The organism is Sphingobium sp. B2D3C (genome assembly GCF_025961835.1).
Classification (GTDB): Bacteria; Pseudomonadota; Alphaproteobacteria; order Sphingomonadales; family Sphingomonadaceae; genus Sphingobium.
Map to the genome: position 1 here is coordinate 3,454,072 of NZ_JAOQOK010000001.1, position 21,441 is coordinate 3,475,512.

12 protein-coding genes and 2 pseudogenes are annotated in these 21,441 nt (G+C 64.6%); 8 read left to right on the forward strand and 6 right to left on the reverse strand.

All coding sequences use genetic code 11. The features are described 5' to 3' along the window. Positions 1 to 96: 96 nt before the first annotated feature. The 3 genes from M2339_RS16130 to M2339_RS16140 all read right to left on the reverse strand — a co-directional run bounded on the left by M2339_RS16130 (position 97) and on the right by M2339_RS16140 (position 4,930). Positions 97 to 1,287, reverse strand: coding sequence for a PepSY-associated TM helix domain-containing protein (locus M2339_RS16130; protein ID WP_264587941.1), 1,191 nt, complete (start codon positions 1,285 to 1,287; stop codon positions 97 to 99). A gap of 8 nt (positions 1,288 to 1,295) precedes the next feature. Next, positions 1,296 to 3,428 (reverse strand): TonB-dependent siderophore receptor, encoded by a 2,133-nt coding sequence (locus tag M2339_RS16135; protein ID WP_264606469.1) that lies wholly within the window; start codon positions 3,426 to 3,428, stop codon positions 1,296 to 1,298. Between the two features lie 125 nt (positions 3,429 to 3,553). Beyond that, the gene (locus tag M2339_RS16140) at positions 3,554 to 4,930 is read right to left on the reverse strand and encodes a spinster family MFS transporter (RefSeq protein WP_264587939.1); all 1,377 of its coding nucleotides are present in this window, start codon (positions 4,928 to 4,930) and stop codon (positions 3,554 to 3,556) included. Positions 4,931 to 5,139: 209 nt separating this feature from the next. On the opposite strand from M2339_RS16140, the gene M2339_RS16145 reads away from it, so the two are divergent. After that, positions 5,140 to 5,685 (forward strand): MarR family winged helix-turn-helix transcriptional regulator, encoded by a 546-nt coding sequence (locus M2339_RS16145; RefSeq protein WP_264587938.1) that lies wholly within the window; start codon positions 5,140 to 5,142, stop codon positions 5,683 to 5,685. On the opposite strand, the gene M2339_RS16150 is transcribed toward M2339_RS16145, so the two are convergent. From M2339_RS16150 to M2339_RS16160, 3 genes are all read right to left on the reverse strand, one after another. Further along, a complete protein-coding gene (locus M2339_RS16150) occupies positions 5,678 to 6,163 on the reverse strand; it encodes a DUF3237 domain-containing protein (protein ID WP_181558549.1) in 486 nt (161 codons plus the stop codon). The genes M2339_RS16145 and M2339_RS16150 overlap by 8 nt on opposite strands. A 77-nt stretch (positions 6,164 to 6,240) precedes the next feature. Continuing rightward, positions 6,241 to 7,902 (reverse strand): FAD-dependent oxidoreductase, encoded by a 1,662-nt coding sequence (locus M2339_RS16155; protein ID WP_264587937.1) that lies wholly within the window; start codon positions 7,900 to 7,902, stop codon positions 6,241 to 6,243. 908 nt (positions 7,903 to 8,810) lie between these two features. Next, positions 8,811 to 9,455, reverse strand: coding sequence for a tyrosine-type recombinase/integrase (locus tag M2339_RS16160; RefSeq protein ID WP_264587936.1), 645 nt, complete (start codon positions 9,453 to 9,455; stop codon positions 8,811 to 8,813). 149 nt (positions 9,456 to 9,604) lie between these two features. Between M2339_RS16160 and M2339_RS16165 the strand changes: the two genes are divergently transcribed. The 7 genes and pseudogenes from M2339_RS16165 to M2339_RS16190 all read left to right on the forward strand — a co-directional run. Then, positions 9,605 to 10,912, forward strand: coding sequence for an EAL domain-containing protein (locus tag M2339_RS16165; protein WP_264606470.1), 1,308 nt, complete (start codon positions 9,605 to 9,607; stop codon positions 10,910 to 10,912). A 247-nt stretch (positions 10,913 to 11,159) separates the two neighbouring features. Then, a complete protein-coding gene (locus M2339_RS16170; protein ID WP_264587934.1) occupies positions 11,160 to 12,527 on the forward strand; it encodes a TolC family protein in 1,368 nt (455 codons plus the stop codon). A gap of 560 nt (positions 12,528 to 13,087) precedes the next feature. After that, positions 13,088 to 13,861: pseudogene (locus M2339_RS16245) on the forward strand (ABC transporter transmembrane domain-containing protein); the annotation flags it as partial. Between the two features lie 237 nt (positions 13,862 to 14,098). Further along, positions 14,099 to 14,794, forward strand: a pseudogene (locus tag M2339_RS16250) (ATP-binding cassette domain-containing protein); the annotation flags it as partial. Next, entirely contained in the window at positions 14,791 to 16,002 is a 1,212-nt protein-coding gene (locus M2339_RS16180; protein WP_264587932.1) for an HlyD family efflux transporter periplasmic adaptor subunit, read from the forward strand. The pseudogene M2339_RS16250 and the gene M2339_RS16180, both read left to right, overlap by 4 nt. A gap of 54 nt (positions 16,003 to 16,056) precedes the next feature. Then, a complete protein-coding gene (locus M2339_RS16185; RefSeq protein WP_264606471.1) occupies positions 16,057 to 20,424 on the forward strand; it encodes a putative Ig domain-containing protein in 4,368 nt (1,455 codons plus the stop codon). Positions 20,425 to 20,455: 31 nt separating this feature from the next. Further along, positions 20,456 to 21,441: hypothetical protein (locus M2339_RS16190; protein ID WP_264606472.1), on the forward strand; the 986-nt coding region annotated here is incomplete at its 3' end.

Genomic DNA, 21,441 nt, shown 5'->3' on the forward strand with positions numbered 1-21,441 from the left:
CGCAACGCCCTTGTCCTCATGATCTTCATAGGGCTGCACAGTGCCGCGCGGGGCGGGCATTGGCTACATAAAATTGTTAGGCAATGCAGGTCGTCTTCAGCTTGCGCCGCCGATTGCGCCTGGCGTCAGCACCAGCGCCAGCAGGATGAGCGCGGTGGCTATATAGGCCCAGACGCCCATGCCGGTCCAGGCCGCGCGCAGAGCGCCGCCCTCTATGACGTCGGCCTTCTGCAGCCGGCGGGCGTAGATGATTGTCCCGGTGACCGAGAGGCCGGTCATCAGCACGCCGAACAGGAACCAGACGATCTTGGTCGGCAGGCCGCCGAGGTCGCCGAAGTGGAGCGGGTCGGCCATTTCCGAGATGCGCTGATGAACGTTGAGGTCGCGCCCATCCAGCAGGGCGGTCACGCGGCCGGTGGAGGGATCGACGGCCACGCCATTGGCGCGGTCCCGCACCAGCCAGGCCTGATCCTGGCCGAGGAAGATGACGCCATTGTCCGGCGTGAAGCGGATTTCCCTGATCGAGAGCGTCGGCTTGGCCGCATGGGCGACCACGACCAGCCGGTCCAGCGCGGCGCCGGTCGGCGGCGGCGCAGGGGTGGCGGCGATCTCGGGAAGTTCCGGCACCGGCGCCCGACCGCCGAGCGTTTCGACCAGATACCAGAGCCCGGTCAACGTGATGAGCGCGACGAACCACAGGCACCACAGGCCGGCAAGGCGGTGCAGGTCGCCATGGAAGCGCCGTGAGTCCCCACGTCTTGGCGCGCGGAAGAAGCCGCGCCACCATTTCTTGTACGTCACGATACCCGTGACGAGCGATGCCAGCAGCAGCAGCGAGAGGGCGCTGACGATGGGAATGCCGATCTTGGTCGGCAGCATGAGGTGGCGATGCACTTGCCGCAGGAAGCGGTGGACATTGGCCCAGCCATGGGTGCCGGTCACCTGCGCTTCCCAGGGATCGACATAGACGCGGCGAGGCGAACCCTTGCCGATGTCCACCCACGCCTCCGCGGCGAACCAGGGATCGAGCGGGGCGTGGACCATCTGCAGCCGCCCCTCCGGCTCCGCGCGGGCGGCCGCCTGCGCAATGGCACCCCAGCTTGCCACGGGCCCATCCTGCTGGGTGACGCGCATGGCCGGGGTCACCAGCCAGTCGATCTCATGCGCAAACACCGCCAGCGTGCCGGTGGCGAGAATGAAGGTCAGGAAAATCGAGAGCTTCAGCCCAGCCCAGCTATGGACGCGCCACCAGATCGAACGGGGTTTGGGCTTCCGGGCGACTGTCATGGACGCGCTTAGAACTTGAACCGCAGCTCGGCGAGGAAGGTGCGCGGCTCGCCGGGAAAGTGCCCGCTCTGCGCGCTGAAGCCCGAGGCGGCGTAGACCGTGTCGAAGATGTTATCCACCCGCAGCAGCACCTCGGCAAAGCCCAGCCCCTTGGTGATCGAGGCGTCGAAGATAGTGTAGGGCTTCACCGTCTGCCCGGATAGGCTGATGCGGCGCGAGACATGCTCGCCACCGAAAGCGAAGGCGGTGTCGATGACGGGCAGCTGATAGCGCGTCCAGAAGCCGACCTTGTGGCGCGGGGCATTGGCGAACCGGTCACCGACGGCATTGGTAATGGCTTGGCCGGGGGCCGTGTCGGTGATGCGGGCGTCGTTATAGCCATAGTTGACGAGCAACACCCAGTTGGGCGTGATGTCCGTGGCGAGATCGATCTCGAACCCCTTGCTGGTCACTTCGCCGATGGGCGCCAACTGATCGACACCGTTGACCGGCGCGCGGGTGGTATCGACCTGCAGGATGTTCCGCCGCACGATCCGGTACACGGCGGCATTCGCCTGAATGCGCCCGTCGAGCAGCTCGGTCTTGATACCGCCTTCGATTTGATTGCCAGTCACCGGCGCGAAGGGGCCGCCCGCATTGGCGTCCTGACTGGCGGCGCTCTGCGGCTCGAAGCTCTGCGACCAGCTTACGTAGGTCGAAACGTCCGGTCGGGGTTTGAAAATCAGACCGGTGCGGAAGCTGACATCATTATCGGTGTAGGATGATCGACTGCTGACGGTCCCGCCGGTGCTGGTCGTCACCTTGTCCTGGAACCAGTCGTAGCGCATCCCGCCGACCAGCAGCAGCGCATCGGTGAGGCTGATCTGGTCCTGCAGATAGACGCCGCGCCGCTTCGAGCGTGTGTCGGTGGTGGTGAAGGGCAAAAGGGCGGCGCGGGCGGCATCCCCCTTGCCTGCACCGTAGATCGGGTTGGAGAGGCTGAGCGAGCTGACCCCGGCCCGCAGGATGCGGGAGTCGAGAAGGTTCGTCTCGTCATACCAGTCGGCCCCCGCCTGGAACTTATGTTCCATGCCGAACAGGTCGACGCGCGCTGTGGCGTTCGTCATGAAGGACAGGCCGTCGACCGGGCGGATCTGGTCGCGGAACTCACGGCGGACAAGATCGGAATTGTTGGGATCCAGCCCACGCGGCTCATGATATTGCTGGACCTCGCGCGCGGTGAAGTAACGCACGCCGGCATCGAAGGTGACCCGCTCGCCCATCGCGGTTTGATAGCGCGCCTGATAGGCTTCGCTCGTCAGGTGCAGGAAGTCGGTCGGCTCATTGGCGTTCCAGCGAATGTCGGTGAGGAAATTGCCGGCATCATCGACGAGCACGCCGCGCAGGCGATTGGCGCGCAGCTCATTGTCATAGATGGTCGCCTGCAGCGTCAACTTGCCGCCTTCATTGGTCTTGATGGCGATGCCGGCATCGGCGATGCGCGCCTTGTTCTGAGTGTTGAGCCGGTAAGGGTCCATGGACTCATAGTAGCCACCCACGCGATAGGTGACGATGCCCTCGGCATCGATCGGCCCTGTCGCCTCGGCGGAGATGCCGACGCGGTCGTAATTGCCCCCGGTCACCACCATGCTGAGCGCGCGCTTGTCGGATGGTGTCTTGGAGACATAGTTGATGATGCCGCCGGGCGAGCCGGGGCCGAAGAACAGGCCAGACGGCCCCTTGAGCACTTCCACCCGCTCGATGTTGAACAGTTGCGGCACGGAAAAGCCGATGAACGGGTTGCCGCGCTGCCCATCGTAGAAGGACTGGTCCTGACGGAAGCCGCGGAAGGTGACGCCGGCATAGCTGAAGGCGCTCACGCCGGAGATGTTGCGATAGATGTCGGTCGCATCGCGCGCGCCCTGATCGGCAAACAGCTCGGACTTGATGACCTGAACGGCCTGCGGGATGTTCATGGGGTCTTCGGCGGCCTTGCCGACCGTCGTCTCATCCGCGCGGTAGAGGCGCTGAACGCGGCCCGTCACGATGATCGTGTCGTCGCTATCCGCGCCAGCTTCCGCCGGGGCGCCTTCCATCTGGGCCATAGCGGGGGCAGCGGACAGCGCGACGGACGCCAGCAGAACGGATCGGAGAAAAGACAAGACAGCCCCCTGAATGAATCGATAATGCGAGTAAGTCGCAACTATGTCGATTGTTCGGGCGATGCAATCCCTTGCCGGAAGAAAAGGAGGGTTGCGCTCGGTTCAGGATTTAGGGTTACGTCCGATTAGGCCGATAGGCTGGCGTCCCGCTTGAGCGCGCAGGCCGCGCGCCAATAATGGAAGGCAGCCAGCGCATAGAGCGCGATGCTGGCCAGCAGGGCGTGGCGCACACCCCAGGCAGAGGCGGTGGCGCAGGCGCCGGTGAGGCGGGCATCCGTGCAGACGCTCTTGAAGCCGGGCATTGCAAGACCTGCGAAGATGTCGCTCGCCAGGCCGATGATCGGCGGGCCGAGGCCAACGCCGACCAGCGTGGCGATGAAGAAGTAGATGAAGGCCGCCGTCGTCCGCGCGTTGGGCGCGACGAGGTTCTGCAGGGCGACCAAGGTCGGCACCGAATAGAAGAACAGGAAGACCCCGGCCACGGTCAGGCAGACGAGCGCCGGCAGCGGGCTGCCCAGCGAATAACCGACCAGATAGAGCGGCACGCTGGTGGCGATGCCGCAAAAGGGCAGCAGCGCATACCAATGCTGTCCGCGCCGGGCGATGAAGTCGATCCCGACGCCGCCCAGCACCATGCCGGCCGTGGCCGCCGTGGACGAGATGATCGCCACATAGACGCCGGCCTGCGTAATCGAGAGATCATGGACGCGCATGAAGAACGGCGCCGTGAAAGCGCCGCCGGCGTAGAGCGCCATGCTGGAGAGGGCGAGTCCGATGAGCAGATTGCGGAACACCGCCTTGCGCGCCATCATGCTCATGACCTCTCCCATCGGCGGGGGCGGCGTCGCGGCTTTGCTGGTCGGCCGGGCGCCGTTGTTCAGGCCATCGCTTAAACCTCTGGGCGGATCGCGCAGCAGCAGGCGGAAGAGGAGGGCGACGATGAGGCCGGGGCCGCATACCGCGATCATCGCGGTCCGCCAGCCATGGTCCTTGGCGATCCACACCGCCGCCAGCGCACCGATGAACGAGCCGAGTGGGGAGCCGAGCCGCATCATGGTGATTGCAAAGCCGCGCTGATGCGGCGGGAAATGATCGCCGATGAGCGAGGTGCTGGGTGCCTGCACGCCCGCCTCGCCGATGCCGACGCCGATCCGGCACAGGAAGAGCTGCCAGAAATTTGCCGATAGCCCGCACAGCGCGCTCATCAGCGAGAACAGCCCCACCGAGACGGAAATGATCGTGATCCGGTCGCGTCGTTCCGCAAGGCGCGCGATCGGCAAGCCCAGCGTGGAATAGAGGATGGCAAAGCCGAGCCCGCCCAGCAGCCCGAGCTGGAAATCGGTGAGGCCAAGATCCTCCTTGATCGGCTGGCCCAGCGTCTGCACGATCACCCGGTCGATATAGGCGAAGGCGGCGACCAGCATGATCAGCGCCAGCAGCATGGCGCGATAGCCAGGGCCATAATGTCGCTGCTGTGGAGGTGTCGAGGCGTCGTCGGTCATGGGGCCTGCGCAATAGGGGGTGGAACGAAGGGCGCTTGCCGGCGCGCAGACGGTATAGACCGGCCAGTCGGCGACGCAAGACTGTTGATGACTCAATGAATTGCTTTTGGCGCGCAATTGTTGCAGTGGTAGAGTTTCGCGACGTGGCTTGGGGGGGGGCCGCAGCTTGACCGCTGGGGCGTGGGCCGGGCAAGGGGGCAGCGATTTGAATGATGAGCGATGAGAAAGTGCAGTCCAAGGTGAGCGGTCGTAAAGCAGGCGCGGCGGACGAGGTCCAGCTCCCCGGGTGGAACCTTGATGAGCTGAACTATCCGACGTTCCGGATGACGCTGATCGCCAAGATCATGGATCGGCTGACCATTCGCAATCTCGCGGAGATTGAGGACATCACCTATGCGGAATGGCGGGTGATGGCGCGGCTCGCCACGATGCACCAGGGTGGAACGGTGCGGCAGGTGGCCGAGATGGCCTGGGTCGACCGGGCCGAAGTCAGCCGCGCCGTCAGCACCCTCGAGGAGAAGGGGTATACGCTGCGCATGGAGAACCCCCATGATCGGCGGGCGCCCATTCTCAAGATGACTTCCGTGGGGCTGGAGCGATACCGCGCGGCGCTGGCCGAACGGAAAGCCTTTCACGAACTGTTGACCGCGAAACTCTCCGACAAGGAGTGTGAGACGCTCAACCAGCTGCTCGCCAAGATCGGCGAGCAACTGGTCGTGCTTTCGCAGCCGGTCTCGACTGACGCGGTTAAATGATCGCGTAATAGCGGAACAGCGAATGGTCCGGCGCGTCGTCGGGCGTCAGTTTAGGGCGACGCTGCCCGACGCCGACGATCACGGTGCGGTTGAGCCAGCCATGCGGCCCGTCCGGCGCGCGGAAATAGGGCGTGCAGCGGAAATAGGACGATGTCTTGGTGCCGTCCGGCAAGTCCAGCGGACCGTGCACATAGCCAAGGTTGCGGATATAGATCAGCGCCCCGTCATCCGCCTCGATCATATAATGGGCATTGAGCTCCACCACCTTGTCGGTGCGGACCACCGGCCAGTCTGCGCCGCTATAATCGACCAGCTTGCCATTGAGGCGCGGCCCCTCGACGGTGCTGCCTTCGCCTACGGACGTGTAGCCGTGATTGGGGCCGCCCGCATGGATGGCGCCAGTCGCCCAGCGCTTGTCGAAATTGATGCGGATGTCGAAGACATGATCGTAGCGAAGGGCGAGGGGATCGTCAGTCATGGATGTCCTTGCGGCTTGTGTTGATAGATCAACTTATAGAGCAGGCGGGCGACAGTGCGACCCCTTAAGGTCGTGCTTCACGCTGCCCTTCGTGCGCCGCGCAGCAAATCCACGAGCGAGGCTGCATCGTCGATGGCATCGCCGCGCCATGCGACATGGCCGTCCGGCCGGGCCAGCAGCAGGCGGTGGCGGTAGACCTCCGGCACATTATCGAGCGCGCGATCCACGGCGAGGACCGTGAGCGGCATCCCGCAAGCCCGCGCCGCTGCAACCAGCGGCTCGACGTCCGGCGCGGCCTCAACCTCGTCTTCAATGCAGATCAGCGTGTAGCCCGGCCCGCAAAGGTCGTAGAGTGAGCGCCCATCCGCGAGGAAGAAATGCGGCACGCGGCACCCCGGCGCGGTCGAGGGCGTGAAGTCGTGCATGGTGTAGGTCGGCGCGGCCTCGCCATCATAGGCAATGATCGGCGAAGCATCATAGAAATAGCCGTAGTTCAGGCCGGCGCAGGCGTATTGCTGCACATTGAGCGCATAGGCAGCCGCGCCCACGGCTTGGCGCGCCGCCTCGCCTCCGGGCGTGTCGTCCTCGATCTCCGGCGGCAGGGTATTGCGCTCCTTGATGGCGCCGCTGGCATGACCCATCGCAAAGCGGGAAACCTGTTCGGTGATGGGCTTGCGCTCTGCGACATAGGCGTCGAGGATTCCCTCGGGTGCCCAGTCTTGCAGGGTTGCGGCGAGCATCCAGGAGAGGTCCATGGCATCGGCAATGCCGGCGTTCATGCCATAGCCGGCATAAGGCACCCACAGATGCGCGGCATCGCCGGCGATGAAGATGCGGCCTTGGCGGAAGCGGTTGGCGACCAGTCGCCGGCCGATCCAGTCCTCGTTGGAGAGTTGCGTGAAAGGGAAGTCCGGCCCGACGCCCAGGATGTGCCGAATGCACCGATCCCGGTCGACCTCCTCGAACGTCTCCTCATCGGGCCGCAGATAATTGTGGACGAGCCACCGCCGCTCGCCATCAATGGCGAGCACGGTCCCGGCGCGATCGGGATTGTAATTATAGTTCATCCACGCCGGACCACTGCCGAGCGCATCGAGAAGATCGGGCGCGTCGATCAGGGTGGATTGCACGCGCTGGACGACGGCATCGCCCTCTAGCTTTCCGCCGATCTGCTTGCGCACGGCGGAACTGCCGCCGTCGCAGCCGACCATGTAGCGGCAGCGGATTTCTCGGGACGCACCGCTCGGGAGGTCGGTCAGCAGCGCGCGCACGCTTCCCCCCTCGTCCTGCACGCTGTCGAACCGGGTCTCGTTGAGCAGCGTGATGTTCGGGTGCTGCGCAGCATGGGCAAAGAAGATCGGTTCGAAGAAGATCTGATTGACCCGATGCGGCGGTTCGGGGGTGGGCCACCAGCCATCCGGGCCGCTCCTGTCCTGATAGCGGTTGCGCCGCGACGGGATGGGGATGCGCGCGAGTTCGGTGCCGGTCATCCGCGTGCGGAACACGATGTCATTGGGGTAATCGTGCGGCAGGCCGACCGCGCGCACCTCCCGCGACAGGCCGAGGCGGCGCAGCGTCTCCATCGTGCGCGAGGACACATGGTTGCACTTCACGCTGGGTGGTTGACCGGCGGGACGCATCTCCGCAACGACAACCTGGATCCCCCGTGACGCCAGGTCCAGCGCGAGCAGCAGCCCCACGGGCCCCGCGCCGATAATCAGAACTTCGGTGTCAGTCATCCGCCCCTCGTTGAGTAATCAACGAAACCGATAGCAGATGCGGAAGCGGGATCAATTTCTTTTTGTCCGTCTCTCCAGAGCGTTGAAGCGGGTTAGCCCCAAAGGGCTAGTGGAGACCGGAACCCGACGCCCGCAGGGCCATTCAGGCCATCGAGCTTGGGGAAAGAGCAGTCCGGCGAAAGCGGTTCAAGGGATTCGCCTCTCTAGCATCGTCATCTTCGTGACAGCGGGAAAGGGACTCGCTTCCAGTTCCGCAGGCCGAAGCGGCATTGTCCGGCGAATGACGACCGAGAAGAGCTTGGCGTTGATTGCTCGCTCGCATAAGCATGGCGTCCGAAAAAATGGCCACGGACGTAAGGGAATCTTGGAAAGGCAGGAGATTGATGATTGAAGAAGGAAACGTTTAAAATAGTCAACAATAATGGTTAGTATGCAATATTTAACCTATAATTAATTCTATTTAATTTTACTGGAAATTCCTGATTTGTTAGGAGTCTCGTGTATCCGGCCTGCTTCTGAAATACGGCGCTCGACATGCGGGACAGGCAGGGTTCATTTGAGCCGTGTCAGGCTCCAAATCTGCCGGGCGTTAAGGGTTCCTTGCAGCGCAGCATTGCTGGGTCGCACCATGCCGGTCTAAAGTCGGATGATGACAACATAAAACGGGTAAGGCATTGAAAATGAATAAAATTACACGTTACAAAATACTGAATACTGTATCTTCTGGCAACAGCTTCAACGAAATCCATTAAATTATTTAATTATCGATCTGCTTTAACGTCGATTAAGCCCGCCCCAATAGCCGGCCCACGCCGTCTACACTTTGAAAAATATAGAATATTTCTCGCCCCTGCCTTGACCGGCAAGGAGAAGGCCAAGAGCGCAAACGCCCTTAACCTTCTGCCCGTTTACGACTGCCAGGCGCTTCCAAGCGTGCCCGTCACTCCCTTCAGGCCGATTTGGCGCCGACTCCGCTGGCGTGGTCTGCTTCCCCACATGCGGCTCGCAATCTCCAGTTCCTCCCGCCCAACAGCGCCTGTGTAGATGGCGGTGGTGCTGATGTCGGTATGACCCATCCACTTCTGCACCATGTTCAACGGCACGCCCGAGTGGATGGCCGACACGCCAAATCCGTGTCGAAAACCCTTGGCCGTCGCCTGCATCCCCTTGATGCCGACCGCCTTCATGATTGCGTTGACCTTTCGCCATGCTGTCATTCTCGACCATGTCCATAGCAGGCTGTCGTCCGCCCCCTTGCCTTGGCCATGGACCTTGTGGATCAGCTTCACCAGCTCCAGCGGGGCCGGAACGGCGCGATAAATTCCCCTTTTCCGTTTCTTGAGGCTTTCGATGATGATGCATTGCGAGCGCAGATCGATGCTCCTGAGCGTAAGCGCCAAGGCCTCCGAGATCCGGCATCCTGTCACGGCGAGCACCATGCAGAAGGTATAGGTCTCTGGCGCTTCGCGTGCGGCGTAAGCGAGCACGGCGGCCCGTTCTTCTTGGGTCAGATATTTGCGCTGCCCTTCATTGCCGTAAACCATGTTCAGCATCCCGCATCTCCCTCTCGGAGAGCCGCTGCCGGGACCGCCATTCGGGCGTTTCCGCACTGCAAAAGGATGCAAAAACAGCAATTTGAAACAGTATTCAGTATTCTGTCACGGACTCAGAGGGGTTTGGGATGCTGGATATGGCGCAACGGATGGCAGACGATTTCGGGGTGCCGGTTAACCTTTCGGTGGGGCCGGCACCCGAACTCGTGATGGTGGGGTTCAGGATCGATAACCTGTCCCACCTTGCCCAGGCTTATGGCGAAGCTGTGCGTGAAGGCGCGCGCGCTCTGCTGGCCGCTCTGCTCGGTGAGGTGCTCGGCGGCGACGGGGTCGTGATGCCGGTCTGCGATGACCTGATTACGGCGGTGGTCTGGTCGCCGACGGCCTTCGGGCAAGCCTTCACGAACGCGGCATGTGCGGACTTCGCCCGGCGCTTTGCGGTCGCGGTCGCTGGTCGGCCGCTCCTTCACGCTAACGCGGACCTGCGGCTCGCCGTCAGTGCAGCCTGGTCCCTGCTGCCCGATGTCCATTCCGACGCCGATCTTGGTGCAGCGCGGGACGATCTGGCGTGTCGCCTGACGACCCAGCGTTTCAACGGCAACCCGATTGATACGCAGGCCGACTGGGCGCAGCGTTACCGGGCTGACATGGCGCAGGCTGCGTCCCTGCTTTCGGCGCTGGCGAACGGGCGGCTGCTCCCGGTCTGGCAGCCGGTGCGCAACGGCGCGCAGGGCGATGCCGTGCTCTATCATGAATGTCTGCTGCGGATGCTCGAGGACGGGCGTCAGGAGACGGCCGGCCCCGCCATCGGCGCTCTGGAGCGCTTGGGCATGGTCGGCGTGCTGGATCATTATGTGGTCTCGACGGTGATCGAGGAACTCCAGCGCGATCCCGACGTGTGCCTGGGCGCCAATATCTCCGCGCACAGCGCCTGTCCCGGTGGGTGGTGGGATGAGCTGATGCCGCGCCTGCGCGACATGCCGTCCGTCGCGCGGCGTCTGGTCATCGAGATCACCGAGACTGCGCATTATCCGGATATTGGCGAGGCGACATGCTTTGCGGCGCGGCTGCGCAAGCTCGGCGTGCGGGTTGCGTTGGACGATTTCGGCGTTGGCCATGCCTCGCTGCGTTCGCTGCTGGCGCTGCAGCCCGACATTATCAAGATCGACGCCTTCTTCCTGCGCCGGGCGATCGGCTCCGAGCCGGATCGCGTGGCACTGCATCATCTGATCGGCCTGGCGGGCAGCTTTGTCGCTGACGTGGTCGTTGAAGGCGTGGAGACCGAGGAGGAATTCGATCTGGCGCGTGAGGCCGGCGCGATCTGGCTGCAGGGCTATCATATGGGCCGTCCTTCTGTGGTTCGCCCCTGGTTCAAGGACGCGGTCCAAACCAATGTGCTGGCTCTCTTCGAGAAACGGCAGGCTTACCGGGAAGCAGGCTGGAGTGTTCCGGGATGAGCACGCGGCATGTTGGGCATGTCTCTTTGGCTCCAGATCCCCTTTGCATAGCGAGTCCCGCACCCGGCGAGCTGGAGGACAGCGACGGAGGCCAGTCTTCGCTGGCGCGGGGCGTGGTGATGGGGGCTCCGGTCAGTCTGCTGCTGTGGTGGCTTCTTCTTCAACTGGTTGTGCGGGTCGCTTCGTAGCTTTGGCGCGGGGTGGTTGGCGATGTCGGCACAAGATCAGGATATTCGGGGTGATTTCGATGTTTGAGGGGGTTGGGACGAGGCGCGCTGCGACGCTGTGTCGTGGTTTGCGCGGTCCCGCAGGGCGCGGGGGCGGGCTGATCGGCTGCGCTGTGCTGGGGGCGGTGCTTGTTGCTCCGCTTACGGCCTTTGCGCAGCAGGGCGATGTTCGCGCGCCTGTGGCTGTGGCCGCAGTGCCGGGCCAGGTCTCTGAGCCGTCGTCTCTGTCGCTGGATGATCTGATGGCGCAGGCGGCGCGGGCCAATCCGCAGGTATTGTCGCAGACCGATGGCGCGCGGGCGTCGGCTTATGAAGTGGCGAGCGCGCGCTGGGCGTATTTTCCCGAGCCGGCGTTCGAGAGCGAGCGGGGGCGGCGGGGCTATGTCGTCACGGGCACGCTGACGCAGCCGGTGTGGACGTTCGGACGGATCGGCGCGAACGTCGATGCCGCCAAGGCGCGGCTCTCCTCGGCGGAAGCGGCGGTTGACGCGACGCGCTACCAGGTCGCGCTGCGGGTGATCGACAGCTATGGCCGGTTCGTGGCAGCGCGTCTGGGCGCGCAGGTCTATGCGGCCGATATCGCCCGGCTGGAAGCGCTGGAAGGCATGATGCGCCGGCGGGTGGCGACGGGCCTGTCCGCGCCGGTCGATCATAATCTGGTGCTCACCCGGCTGAGCCTCTCGCGCAACACGCTGACCAACTATCAGGCAATCGAGCAATCGGCGACCGAGGCGCTGAGCCAGCTGACCGGGCGGCCGATCGATCCGGCGCGGATCGCGTTCGACGTGGCGGCAGGCGACGAGCCGCTGGATGTGCGCAGCGAGGACCTGCTGGCACGCAGCCTCACGACCAACCCGGCGCTGTTGCGCGCCGAGCAGGAGATCGGCGTCGCCAAGGCCGAGGCGCGGGTGGCGTCCAGGGCGATGATGCCGACCATCTATGCGCGGGCCGAACAGCGCTTCTCGGACGATCGCTATTATGCCTCGGCGCTGCCGGACACCCGGGTCGTGGTCGGCGTGAAGTTCGCCTTCGGCTCCGGGCTCGCCTCGGTGGAGCGCATCCGCGCCTCGCAGGCGCTGGAGAGCGCGGCGCGCAATGCCCGCGATGCCTATCGGGCGGATCTGACGGCTGAGGTCGCGGCGGATCTGGCGAGCTGGCGTGCGGCGCGCAGCCTGGTGCGCGAGTTGCAGGTCAGCCGGGGCGTGCAGCAGCAGACCTTCGAATCCTACAACCGGATGTTCCTGGCCGGCAAGCGCAGCTGGCTGGACGTTCTCAATGTCACCCGAGAGCAGACCGACATCGAGCGGAGCCTGAGCGATGCGCAGGTCCAGCTTTTGATCGCCCGCTACCGCTTGCGCCTCAAGGAAGGGGCCTTCCCATGGAACTGATTGCAGGGCCTTCACAGGCCGAGACTCCCGCCGGCGCGCCTGCCGGGGCGCCCGAGAGTGCGTCCGAGGACGCCCTCTTCATGGGACCGCCGCCCGCGACCCCCTTTGCCGATGGCGTGCTCTGGCTGGGCGGGCGCCTGGCGACGGCGCTGGAGTGCCAGGGCGGTCTGACGCGGCGCGACGGTCGCCGCATCCGCGCGCTGTTCAGTGCTGGCGCATCGGGGGCAGGCGCATCGGGCGAGGAGAGCCGCATTGCGGCGCGCGCGGCGCTGGCGCTGTGCGAGACGCTGCGGCTCAAGCTCTCGCGCTGGCGGCGCGAACCGCATGAGGCGGACCTGCCGATGATCGCGCTGGTGCCCGGCGCCGGCTATCGCATGGTGCTGAGCCTGAGCAACGACGGCACCTGGCTGTGCGAGGGGCCGCAGGGTCGCGAGCGGATGGCGGCATGGCCCGAAGGCACGATGTTCGCCGGTGTCACGCCGCGTGGCGAAGTTGCCCATGCGCGCACGGCCAAGGGCGTGTTCGAGGCGATCATGGCCGTCGACAAATCCTGGGTGGTGATGGCGGCGCTGGCCTCGACGCTGGCGAGCATCCTGGTGCTGGCGACCTCGCTCTACTCGATGCAGGTCTATGACCGTGTGATCGGGCAGGGCGGCGTGGCGACGCTGATCGTGCTGACGATCGGCACGGCGATCGCCATCGGCATCGAGTTCGCGCTCAAGATGGCGCGTTCGGCCATTGTCGACAAGGCGGTGCACCGGATCGATCTGGAGGCAGCGCAGAACGTCTTCCAGCGGATGCTCTCGACCCGGCTCGACCAATATCCGCCGAGCGTAGGCACGTTCGCGGCGCAGGTGCGCGGCTATGAGGGGGTGCGGGCGTTCATCGTCGCGCGCAAGCTCTATCTGTTCACCGACGTGCCGTTCGCCTTGTTCTTCCTGGCGATCATCTTCCTGATCGGCGGGCCGTTCGTGGCGGCAGTGCCAGCCCTGGCGTTCGTGGTGGCGGTCGCTGCCGGGCTGCGCTCGCGCCGGGCGATCGAGGCACACAGCGCGCGGGAAAATCTGGTCGGCAACCAGCGCTATGGGCTGCTGGTCGAGACGATCCAGGGCGCCGAGTTTTTAAAGGCGAGCGGCGGCGAATGGCAGATGCGCAATCGCTGGAACGACCTTTCGCGGCGGACCGCCGACGAGATGACGGAAATCCGTCATCTCAACGAGACGGCCGGCTATATCTCGGGCCTGGTCCAGCAGATCAGCTATGTCAGCATGGTGGCGACCGGCGCCTATCTCGCTGCGACGACCACCAGCCTGACCGTCGGCGCGATCATCGCCTGCTCGATCGTCTCGGGCCGGGTGCTCACCCCCGTCAACGCCATTCCTGGGCTGCTGGTGCAGGGCGCCAATGCCAAGGTCGCGCTCGACAATCTCGAGCGGCTTTACGCTTCGGAGCAGGACAATGACGGCATCGATGCACCGCTGGTGCCCGATGCGATCCAGGGCCGGGTCGAGGTCGCCAATCTGGAGTTCGCCTGGGCCTCGCAGCCTGCCCCGCTCAAGCTGCCGGCGCTGACCATCGCGCCGGGCGAGCGGGTCGGCATTTTGGGCGCGGTGGGATCGGGCAAGAGCACGTTGCTCAAGCTGCTCGCCGGGCTGGTCAAGCCCGAGCGGGGGCATGTGCTGCTCGACGGGCTCGATCTGCAGCATATCGCCAGCGAGCGGCGGGCCGAGCTGATCGGCTATCTGCCCCAGCAGGCGCGGATGATCAGCGGCACGCTGCGCGACAACCTCACCATGGGCCTGCCTTATGTGAGCGATGAGGAGCTGGTCGCGGCGATCCAGGCGACAGGTCTCGCCGGCTTCCTCGCCGGGCGTCCCGAGGGCGTGCATCTGCGCATTGCCGAAGGCGGTGGGGGCCTGTCGGGCGGTCAGCGCCAGCTCATTGGCCTGACGCGCCTGCTGCTCGCCCGCCCGCAGGTGTGGCTGCTCGATGAGCCGACCTCCTCGATGGACGATGGCACCGAAGAGCGCTGCCTCTCGGCCCTGCGCGCCGCGGTTCAGCCCGGCCAGACGCTGGTGCTGGTCACCCACAAGCTGCGCCTGCTCGAGCTCATCGACCGGCTGATCGTGCTGACCCCGCAGGGCATCGCTCTGGATGGCCCGCGCGACGCGGTGATCGAGCGGCTGCGCCAGGGTCCGGCGGCACAACAGGGTCCGGCTGCACAACCGGGCGCACAAGCTGAGCATCACAAGGGAAGCGTGGCATGAAGATGGAAGATCCAAGGGCGATGCGCGCGGGCCTGGGCGGCGTGCGCCAGCAACTGGCCCGGCTTCCGCTGGGGCCGGGGGGCTGGTTCATCGTGATCACTGGCCTTGGCATTGTGGCGCTGCTGATCTGGGCAAGCGTCTCGCAGATCGACCAGCTGGCCCGCGCCCGGGGGCAGGTGATCGCGCTGGCCCGCACGCAGGTCATCCAGGCGGCGGACAGCGGCGTGCTGGCGGAGATGAAGGTCGAGGAAGGGCAGATGGTCCGCAAGGGTCAGCTGCTGGCCCTCATGGACCAGAGCCGCGCCTCGGCGGCCTATGATGACAGCCGCAACAAGGTCGCCGCGCTCAAGGCGACGCTCGCCCGGCTGCGGGCCGAGGTTTACGGGCAGGCGCTGGTGTTCCCGCCCGAGCTGGAGGCTTATCCGGCGTTCCGCAGGAACCAGACCGATCTGTTCAACCGGCGCCGCCAGGCGCTCAACGAGGGCATTGGCGCGCTCGTTCAGAGCCGCCGGCTCGTGCAGGCCGAGCTCGACATCACGCAGCCGCTGCTGGCGGCGGGCGATGTCGGGCAGGCCGAGGTGATCCGCCTCAAGCGCGCGGTCGCCGAGCTCGACGGGCAGATCGTCAATGCCCGCAACAAATACTTCCAGGACGCCCAGGCCGAGATGACCAAGGCCGAGGAGGATCTCGCGACGCAGGAAGAGGCGCTGCGCGAGCGCTCGGCGGTGTTCGGCTTTACCGAGCTGCGCGCGCCGCATGACGGGCAGATCCGCAAGATCAACGTGACCACGCTGGGCGCCTCGGTGCGGCCGGGCGATGCCATCATCGAGATGCTGCCGACGACCAGCGAGCTGATCGTCGAGGCCAAGTTCAGCCCCGCCGATCTCGGCTCGGTCAAGGTCGGCCAGTCCGCGCAGGTCAAGCTCGATGCCTATGATCCCAGCATCTACGGCAGCCTTGCCGGCGAGGTCGTCTACATCAGCCCGGATGCGCTGAGCGAACCCGGGCCGCAGGGCAGCGAGCACTTCTATTACCGCGTCCACATCCGCCTGAAGGATCGCGGCGCGGGTAACGCCGGCAGCAAGCCCATTCAGGTCAGCCCCGGCATGACCGCCACCGTGGAAGTGCGCACCCACAAGCGTTCGGTGCTCACCTACCTCACCAAACCCATCACCAAAACCGTCGATGAGGCGCTCGGCGAGCGCTGACCTCAACCGCACACAGCTTTGAAGACACAGCTTGGAATACAGGGAGCCAATGACATGACCAACAAGAGCGAGACGCAGGCCCAGATGCAGGCAGAGATGCCGGCCCAGATGCAGGCAGAGCTTCCGGCAAACGCAGCCGTTCCGGCCGAGCAGGCCCAGGCTGTGGCCCAAGCTGCACCGGCTCCCTCCGCTCAGGCCACTGCCGGTCACGCACCTGTGGCGCCCGCGACCTCACACGCCACTCTGGCCGCGCACGGCGCCGCGCCCAAGAAGGCAAAGCTCAAGAAGCACAAGAAGGACGACGAGGACGACGCTGCGCAAAATGGCGACCAGAAGGATGCCGACGCCGCGCAGGCCGACGCGGATCAGCCCGAAAGCGCCGTGCAGGCCTCGGCCGCCGGCGGACAGGGTCATGTCGGTGAAGGCCAGTGGGCCGATCGCGTCTATGCCCAGGGTGCTGCGGGTGCCGGCGCTGGCGGCGGATCGGGCAGCTTCTTCTCCACGCCCGCCTTTTATGTGCTGGGCGCTGCCGGTGCGATCGGCGCCGGGTTCGCCATCTTCGGCGGCGGCAGCGATGAGGCGAGCATCGCTGCGCCCAAGCTCGCGCTGAAGACCGATACCGGCGCTTCGGCGACCGACTACATCACCCAGGACGGCACGATCAACGTCTCTGCCATCACCGGCACCAATGCCTGGGAATACTCCACCAATGGCGGCTCGACCTGGACCGCCGGCACCGGCACCAGCTTCACGCTGGCCGAGGGCAGCTACGCCGCCGGCGCTGTGCAGGTTCGCCAGAAGGACGCGACCAGTGGCAAGACCGGCGAAGCCGGCAAGATCGCCAACGCCATCACGGTCGACAAGACCGCCGCCGCCGCACCGGTGATCAATGCGGTCGCCGGTGACGATCTGGTCAACCAAGCCGAAACACAGGCCCCAGTCAGCGTCTCGGGCACGGCCGAGGCAGGCACCAGCATCACGGTCACCTGGGGCACCACCAGCAAGACGGTCACCACCGCCGCCAATGGCACCTGGACCGCTAGCTTTGCTGCCAACGAACTGCCCGCCGACGGCGCCTATACCGTCACCGCCAAGGCCACCGACGCCGCCGGCAATATCTCCGCAACCGGCTCTCGCCCGGTTACGATCGACAGCAGCAACTACATCACCGGCACGGTCGCTGCAGGCCCGGTAATCGCCGGTATCGAGATCAAGGCCTATAAGGCCGATGGCACGCTGCTCGGCTCCGGCGTCACCGACGCCAATGGCGCGTTCAGTATCGCGGTCAAAGGCTATATCGGCTACGTCATGGTCGTCGCGACCGACCCGCTCGCGAACGCCCAGGGCTATCTAAACGAAGCGACCGGTCTGCAGGCGGACATCGACGTGGCGCTGCGTGTCGTGACGACGATCGAGGCCGGTCAGGATCTTGTCGTCAACATCACGCCGTTCACCGAGGCTGCGGCGCGTCTCATGGGGCTTGCGAGCGGCAGCTCGACCATGACCGGTCTGACCGCGACCGCTGTCACGCAGGCCAATGCCACCATCGCCACCTTGTTCACCGACGATGTAGATACGTCGCTGCCAGCGCAGCTCGCAAAGCTGGTCATCGACAGCAATGGGGCCAACACTGCCGCCTCCGCGAACGTCTACGGCGTCTACCTCGCCGCGCTTCAGGGCTGGGCGCTGGATCAAAACCTCACGCTCGATCAGGTCATCCAACAGGTCGTCGATGCCATCACGACCACGGCAAAGGGCGCCAACACCACATTGGCCGATCTGGGGCAGTCGCAGGGTCAGTTGCTCGCGGACATCCTGACCCAGGGTTTTCTGGAGGTGACACAGGGCAACACAGCGTTGGCCAACGCTACGCTGCCGGAGGCTCAACTGCAGCAGCTTGGCATGGTCAATGATACCACCGGACCGGTCTTCACCGGTGGGGCCGCAGTCAGCGTGTCCATGCTCGAAACCGCGTCCGTGGGCACCTTGCTTCATACCGCGACGGCCTCCGATCCGTCGGGCAAGACGAGCTATTCGATCGCCTGGGGCAGCGGTCCCGCGCCCTTTGCCGCCTATGACATCGCGGATTTCTTCACCATCGACGCGCAGACCGGCGTGATCAAGACGGTTCAGACCCTTGATCATGAGGATCGCGCCAGCTGGTCGATTGAGGTCACGGCGACGGACTTCTGGGGCAATCAGAGCGTCCAGGCGGTCACCGTGAACGTCGGCAATGTCAACGAAGCGCCGGTTCTGGATAATCCGCTCGCCGATCAAGTCGCGACGGCCAATCAGCCGTTCAGCTACATCATCCCCAGCGACGCCTTTTACGATGTCGACGGCGATACACTCACCTACGCTGCGCAGCTTGTGGATGCGCAAGGCAATGTCTCGGCCCTGCCGAGCTGGCTGACGTTCAATGCGCAGACGGGCACCCTCAGCTCGACGGCCGTCCAGGCGCTGACCGACCCGATCACGATCCGCGTGACAGCGTCCGATGGCAGCCTCACCGCCACCGACGATTTTACCCTGTCGATCGCGAGCGCGCCGGTCGTCACGGAAATCGTCGCGAACAAGGCGGTTGCGATGGGAGCGAGCACCGTGACGTTCACGGTCACGCTCAGCGAGGGGGTCACTTATCCGTCGAGCCCTGTTCCCGAGGTTGTGCTGCGGTTCATTGCGACCAACACATATCTTGCGACAGCCACTTTGGACGGAGCCGCCACGGCCGCGTTGAACGACCCGACGAAGCTGGTGTTCACGGCTCAAGTGCCGGTGACGGACACCACAGAAGTGCGAATCCTGGCACTGAACTTCACAGACGTGACGGGTCTGGTGTCCGGCGAGCCGGTCTCTTCGGACTCAGGTCAGCTCGTGACCTACGGGGCGCTGCCGTTCGTTGTCGACAGCACGGCGCCTGCCCTGACCAGCGCGACGCTCACCGTGAACGAGAACGCCACTGCGGTGGGGACCCTCTCCGCCAGCGAAGCGGTGAGCTGGGCCCTGGCGCCGGGCGGCGATGCTGGCCTGTTCACGCTGAGTTCTTCAGGGGCGCTGAGCTTTACCGCGCCGCGCGATTACGAGACGCAGGCCCACAGCTACACCATCAACGTCAACATGACGGACTTGGCGGGCAACATGACGTCGCAGGCTGTCACGGTGAACCTGGCTAACGTCAATGAAGCGCCGGTCGTCGCGCATCCGCTCGCAGATCAGGCGACCGTGCAGGGGCAAGCGTTCAGCTACACCGTGCCATCCAACAGCTTCTCCGACGTGGATGCCGGCACGACCCTGACCTACACGGCTCAGCTGGTGGGCAGCGGCGGCGCCCTGTCGGCCTTGCCGTCCTGGCTGACCTTCAATGCGGCGACCCACACATTCTCCTCGACGTCCGCGCCGGCGCTCGCCAGCCCGATCACGGTGCGGGTGACCGCGTCCGACGGCAGCCTGTCGGTCTCGGACGACTTCACCGTCTCGCAGGCCTCGGTCCCGGTCTTCTCCACCAACCTGAATGGCGTCACCAATCTGGATGTGCGGTCCGACGTGGTCTTCAGCGCGAGCGAGAACATCGCACTAACGACGGTCGACGGCACGTACACGATCAAGCTGGTCAATGATGCCAACAGCGGATCGAAGACGGGCTATTCCGGCACGCTCGGGGAATCCATCGACAACACGCAGACGCTGGTCGTCACTGTCAGCGGCGGGGTGGCTTCCGCCAAGTGGAACGGCGTGACGGTGAACGTCAACGATGTCCTCTCCGTCTCTGGCAACAAGCTGATCATCGATTCGGTCTACGACCTCGATTTCTCGAACAATTACCATGTCGAGGTCGGCGCGGGACTGTTCATCGGGCAGACCTCTGGCCTTGGCAACGCGGCGGTGGCGAGCGGTGCGACCTTCGCGACCGTCACGCCCAACACCACCGGTTCGGGGGCAGCGCTGGTCTCGGGCGGAGCGGCCTCGCAGATCATGCATGCAGACGGCACGCTAGCCGCCAGCCATAAGTGGGTGGGGATCGATAACGTGGGCAACACGGCGGTTGCCTCGGCTACGTCCATCGGCAGCCTGTCTGCCGCGGGCTATGCGCTGGTGGTCAGTGACCGCGACGCCTCCGCTGACATCGGCACCTGGGACTTCTGGGTCCGGGCGACCGACTTCGGTGCCGACGATCTGGTGTATCTCGATAATCAGCAGAACGGCACTGCGGGCTGGGATTTGTCTACCACATCCTTTGCCAGTGGCGATTCGCCCAATGACAACGATACGCGCGTCGGCTTCGGCACTTACAACGTGACGGCGCCGTTCCCGAACAGCAGCCAGTCGTACATCGACCTCGATATTGGTGGTGAATGGCGTGAAACGCCTGACGCTGTTCAGACTTATTTCCAATCTGCGACGCCGCTTTTCGTAGGCGGGTGAATATCCATCAGGGCCGGATGAGCATCCGGCCATGAACAGTGGGACCTGTGGGATAATCGAAAGACGAAATATTCAATTTTACTTTCGTAGGGGGCAAAAAATGGCCACGACTTCAAAATATATCATTATGAGCACTGCTGCCGATAATTCCAACATTATCGACTTCGGACTGAATTACGGTACGCTTTCGCTGGACGGGCAGGAGATGCAGTTTCTCGGTTCGGCTCTGGTCGATGCCGTCTTCGTCCGACCGGGCGCGACTTATTCCCTCAGCATGGGTGCGGGCGCAGATCGCATATATTTTGAAGGGGCACTGGCCGACTATACGCTCACCAGATCTGGCGCGACGCTCACGCTGACGCGGACGGCTCAGGGCAAAGTGGAGACGGTCAGTCTCGCCGGCGCTAACTCCGCGACGACCCCTGATGTGCTGGTGTTCTCGGATGGCAGCGTGGCGGCCAATGCGGTGTACAATCATGTCTCGAAGGGTGACCCATTGCCGGTGCCGTCCGGCGAGACATCTGTCGCGCCGAGCGGCCCGGCCGCGCCGGCGGCAGTCCTGTCCGCGACGGTCAAGGTCGTGTCTTTCGACGGGACTGGCGAGACGATTGCGCTGTCCAAACCGGGCATGAAATTTCAGGTGCTGGGCAATGCCGGCGTCGATGTCGTTTACGTCTCTGATGGTGCGACGGTCGATGCCTCGGCGCTCGGAAACAGCACCGATATTGTCTACATGCGTGGTCACTGGGCCGATTACACCAAAGTGGTCTCGGGCTCGAAGATGACCTTGACCCGGACAGTTGGCGGTCAGCTCGAAACAGTTGTCGTCTCGGCCGCCGGCAATGCGCTCAACGATCTCCTCGTCTTTGCTGACGGCGCCGTGCGCTCGCAGGTTGCTGGCACGGCTGTGAAGGCGGACGCCAACGTCGCGATTGCGGCTATCTCCGGCTACGACGCAACGACGATCACGCCCGGTCTCAACGAGGCGCCGGTGCTTGCAGAGGCACTTGTCGATCA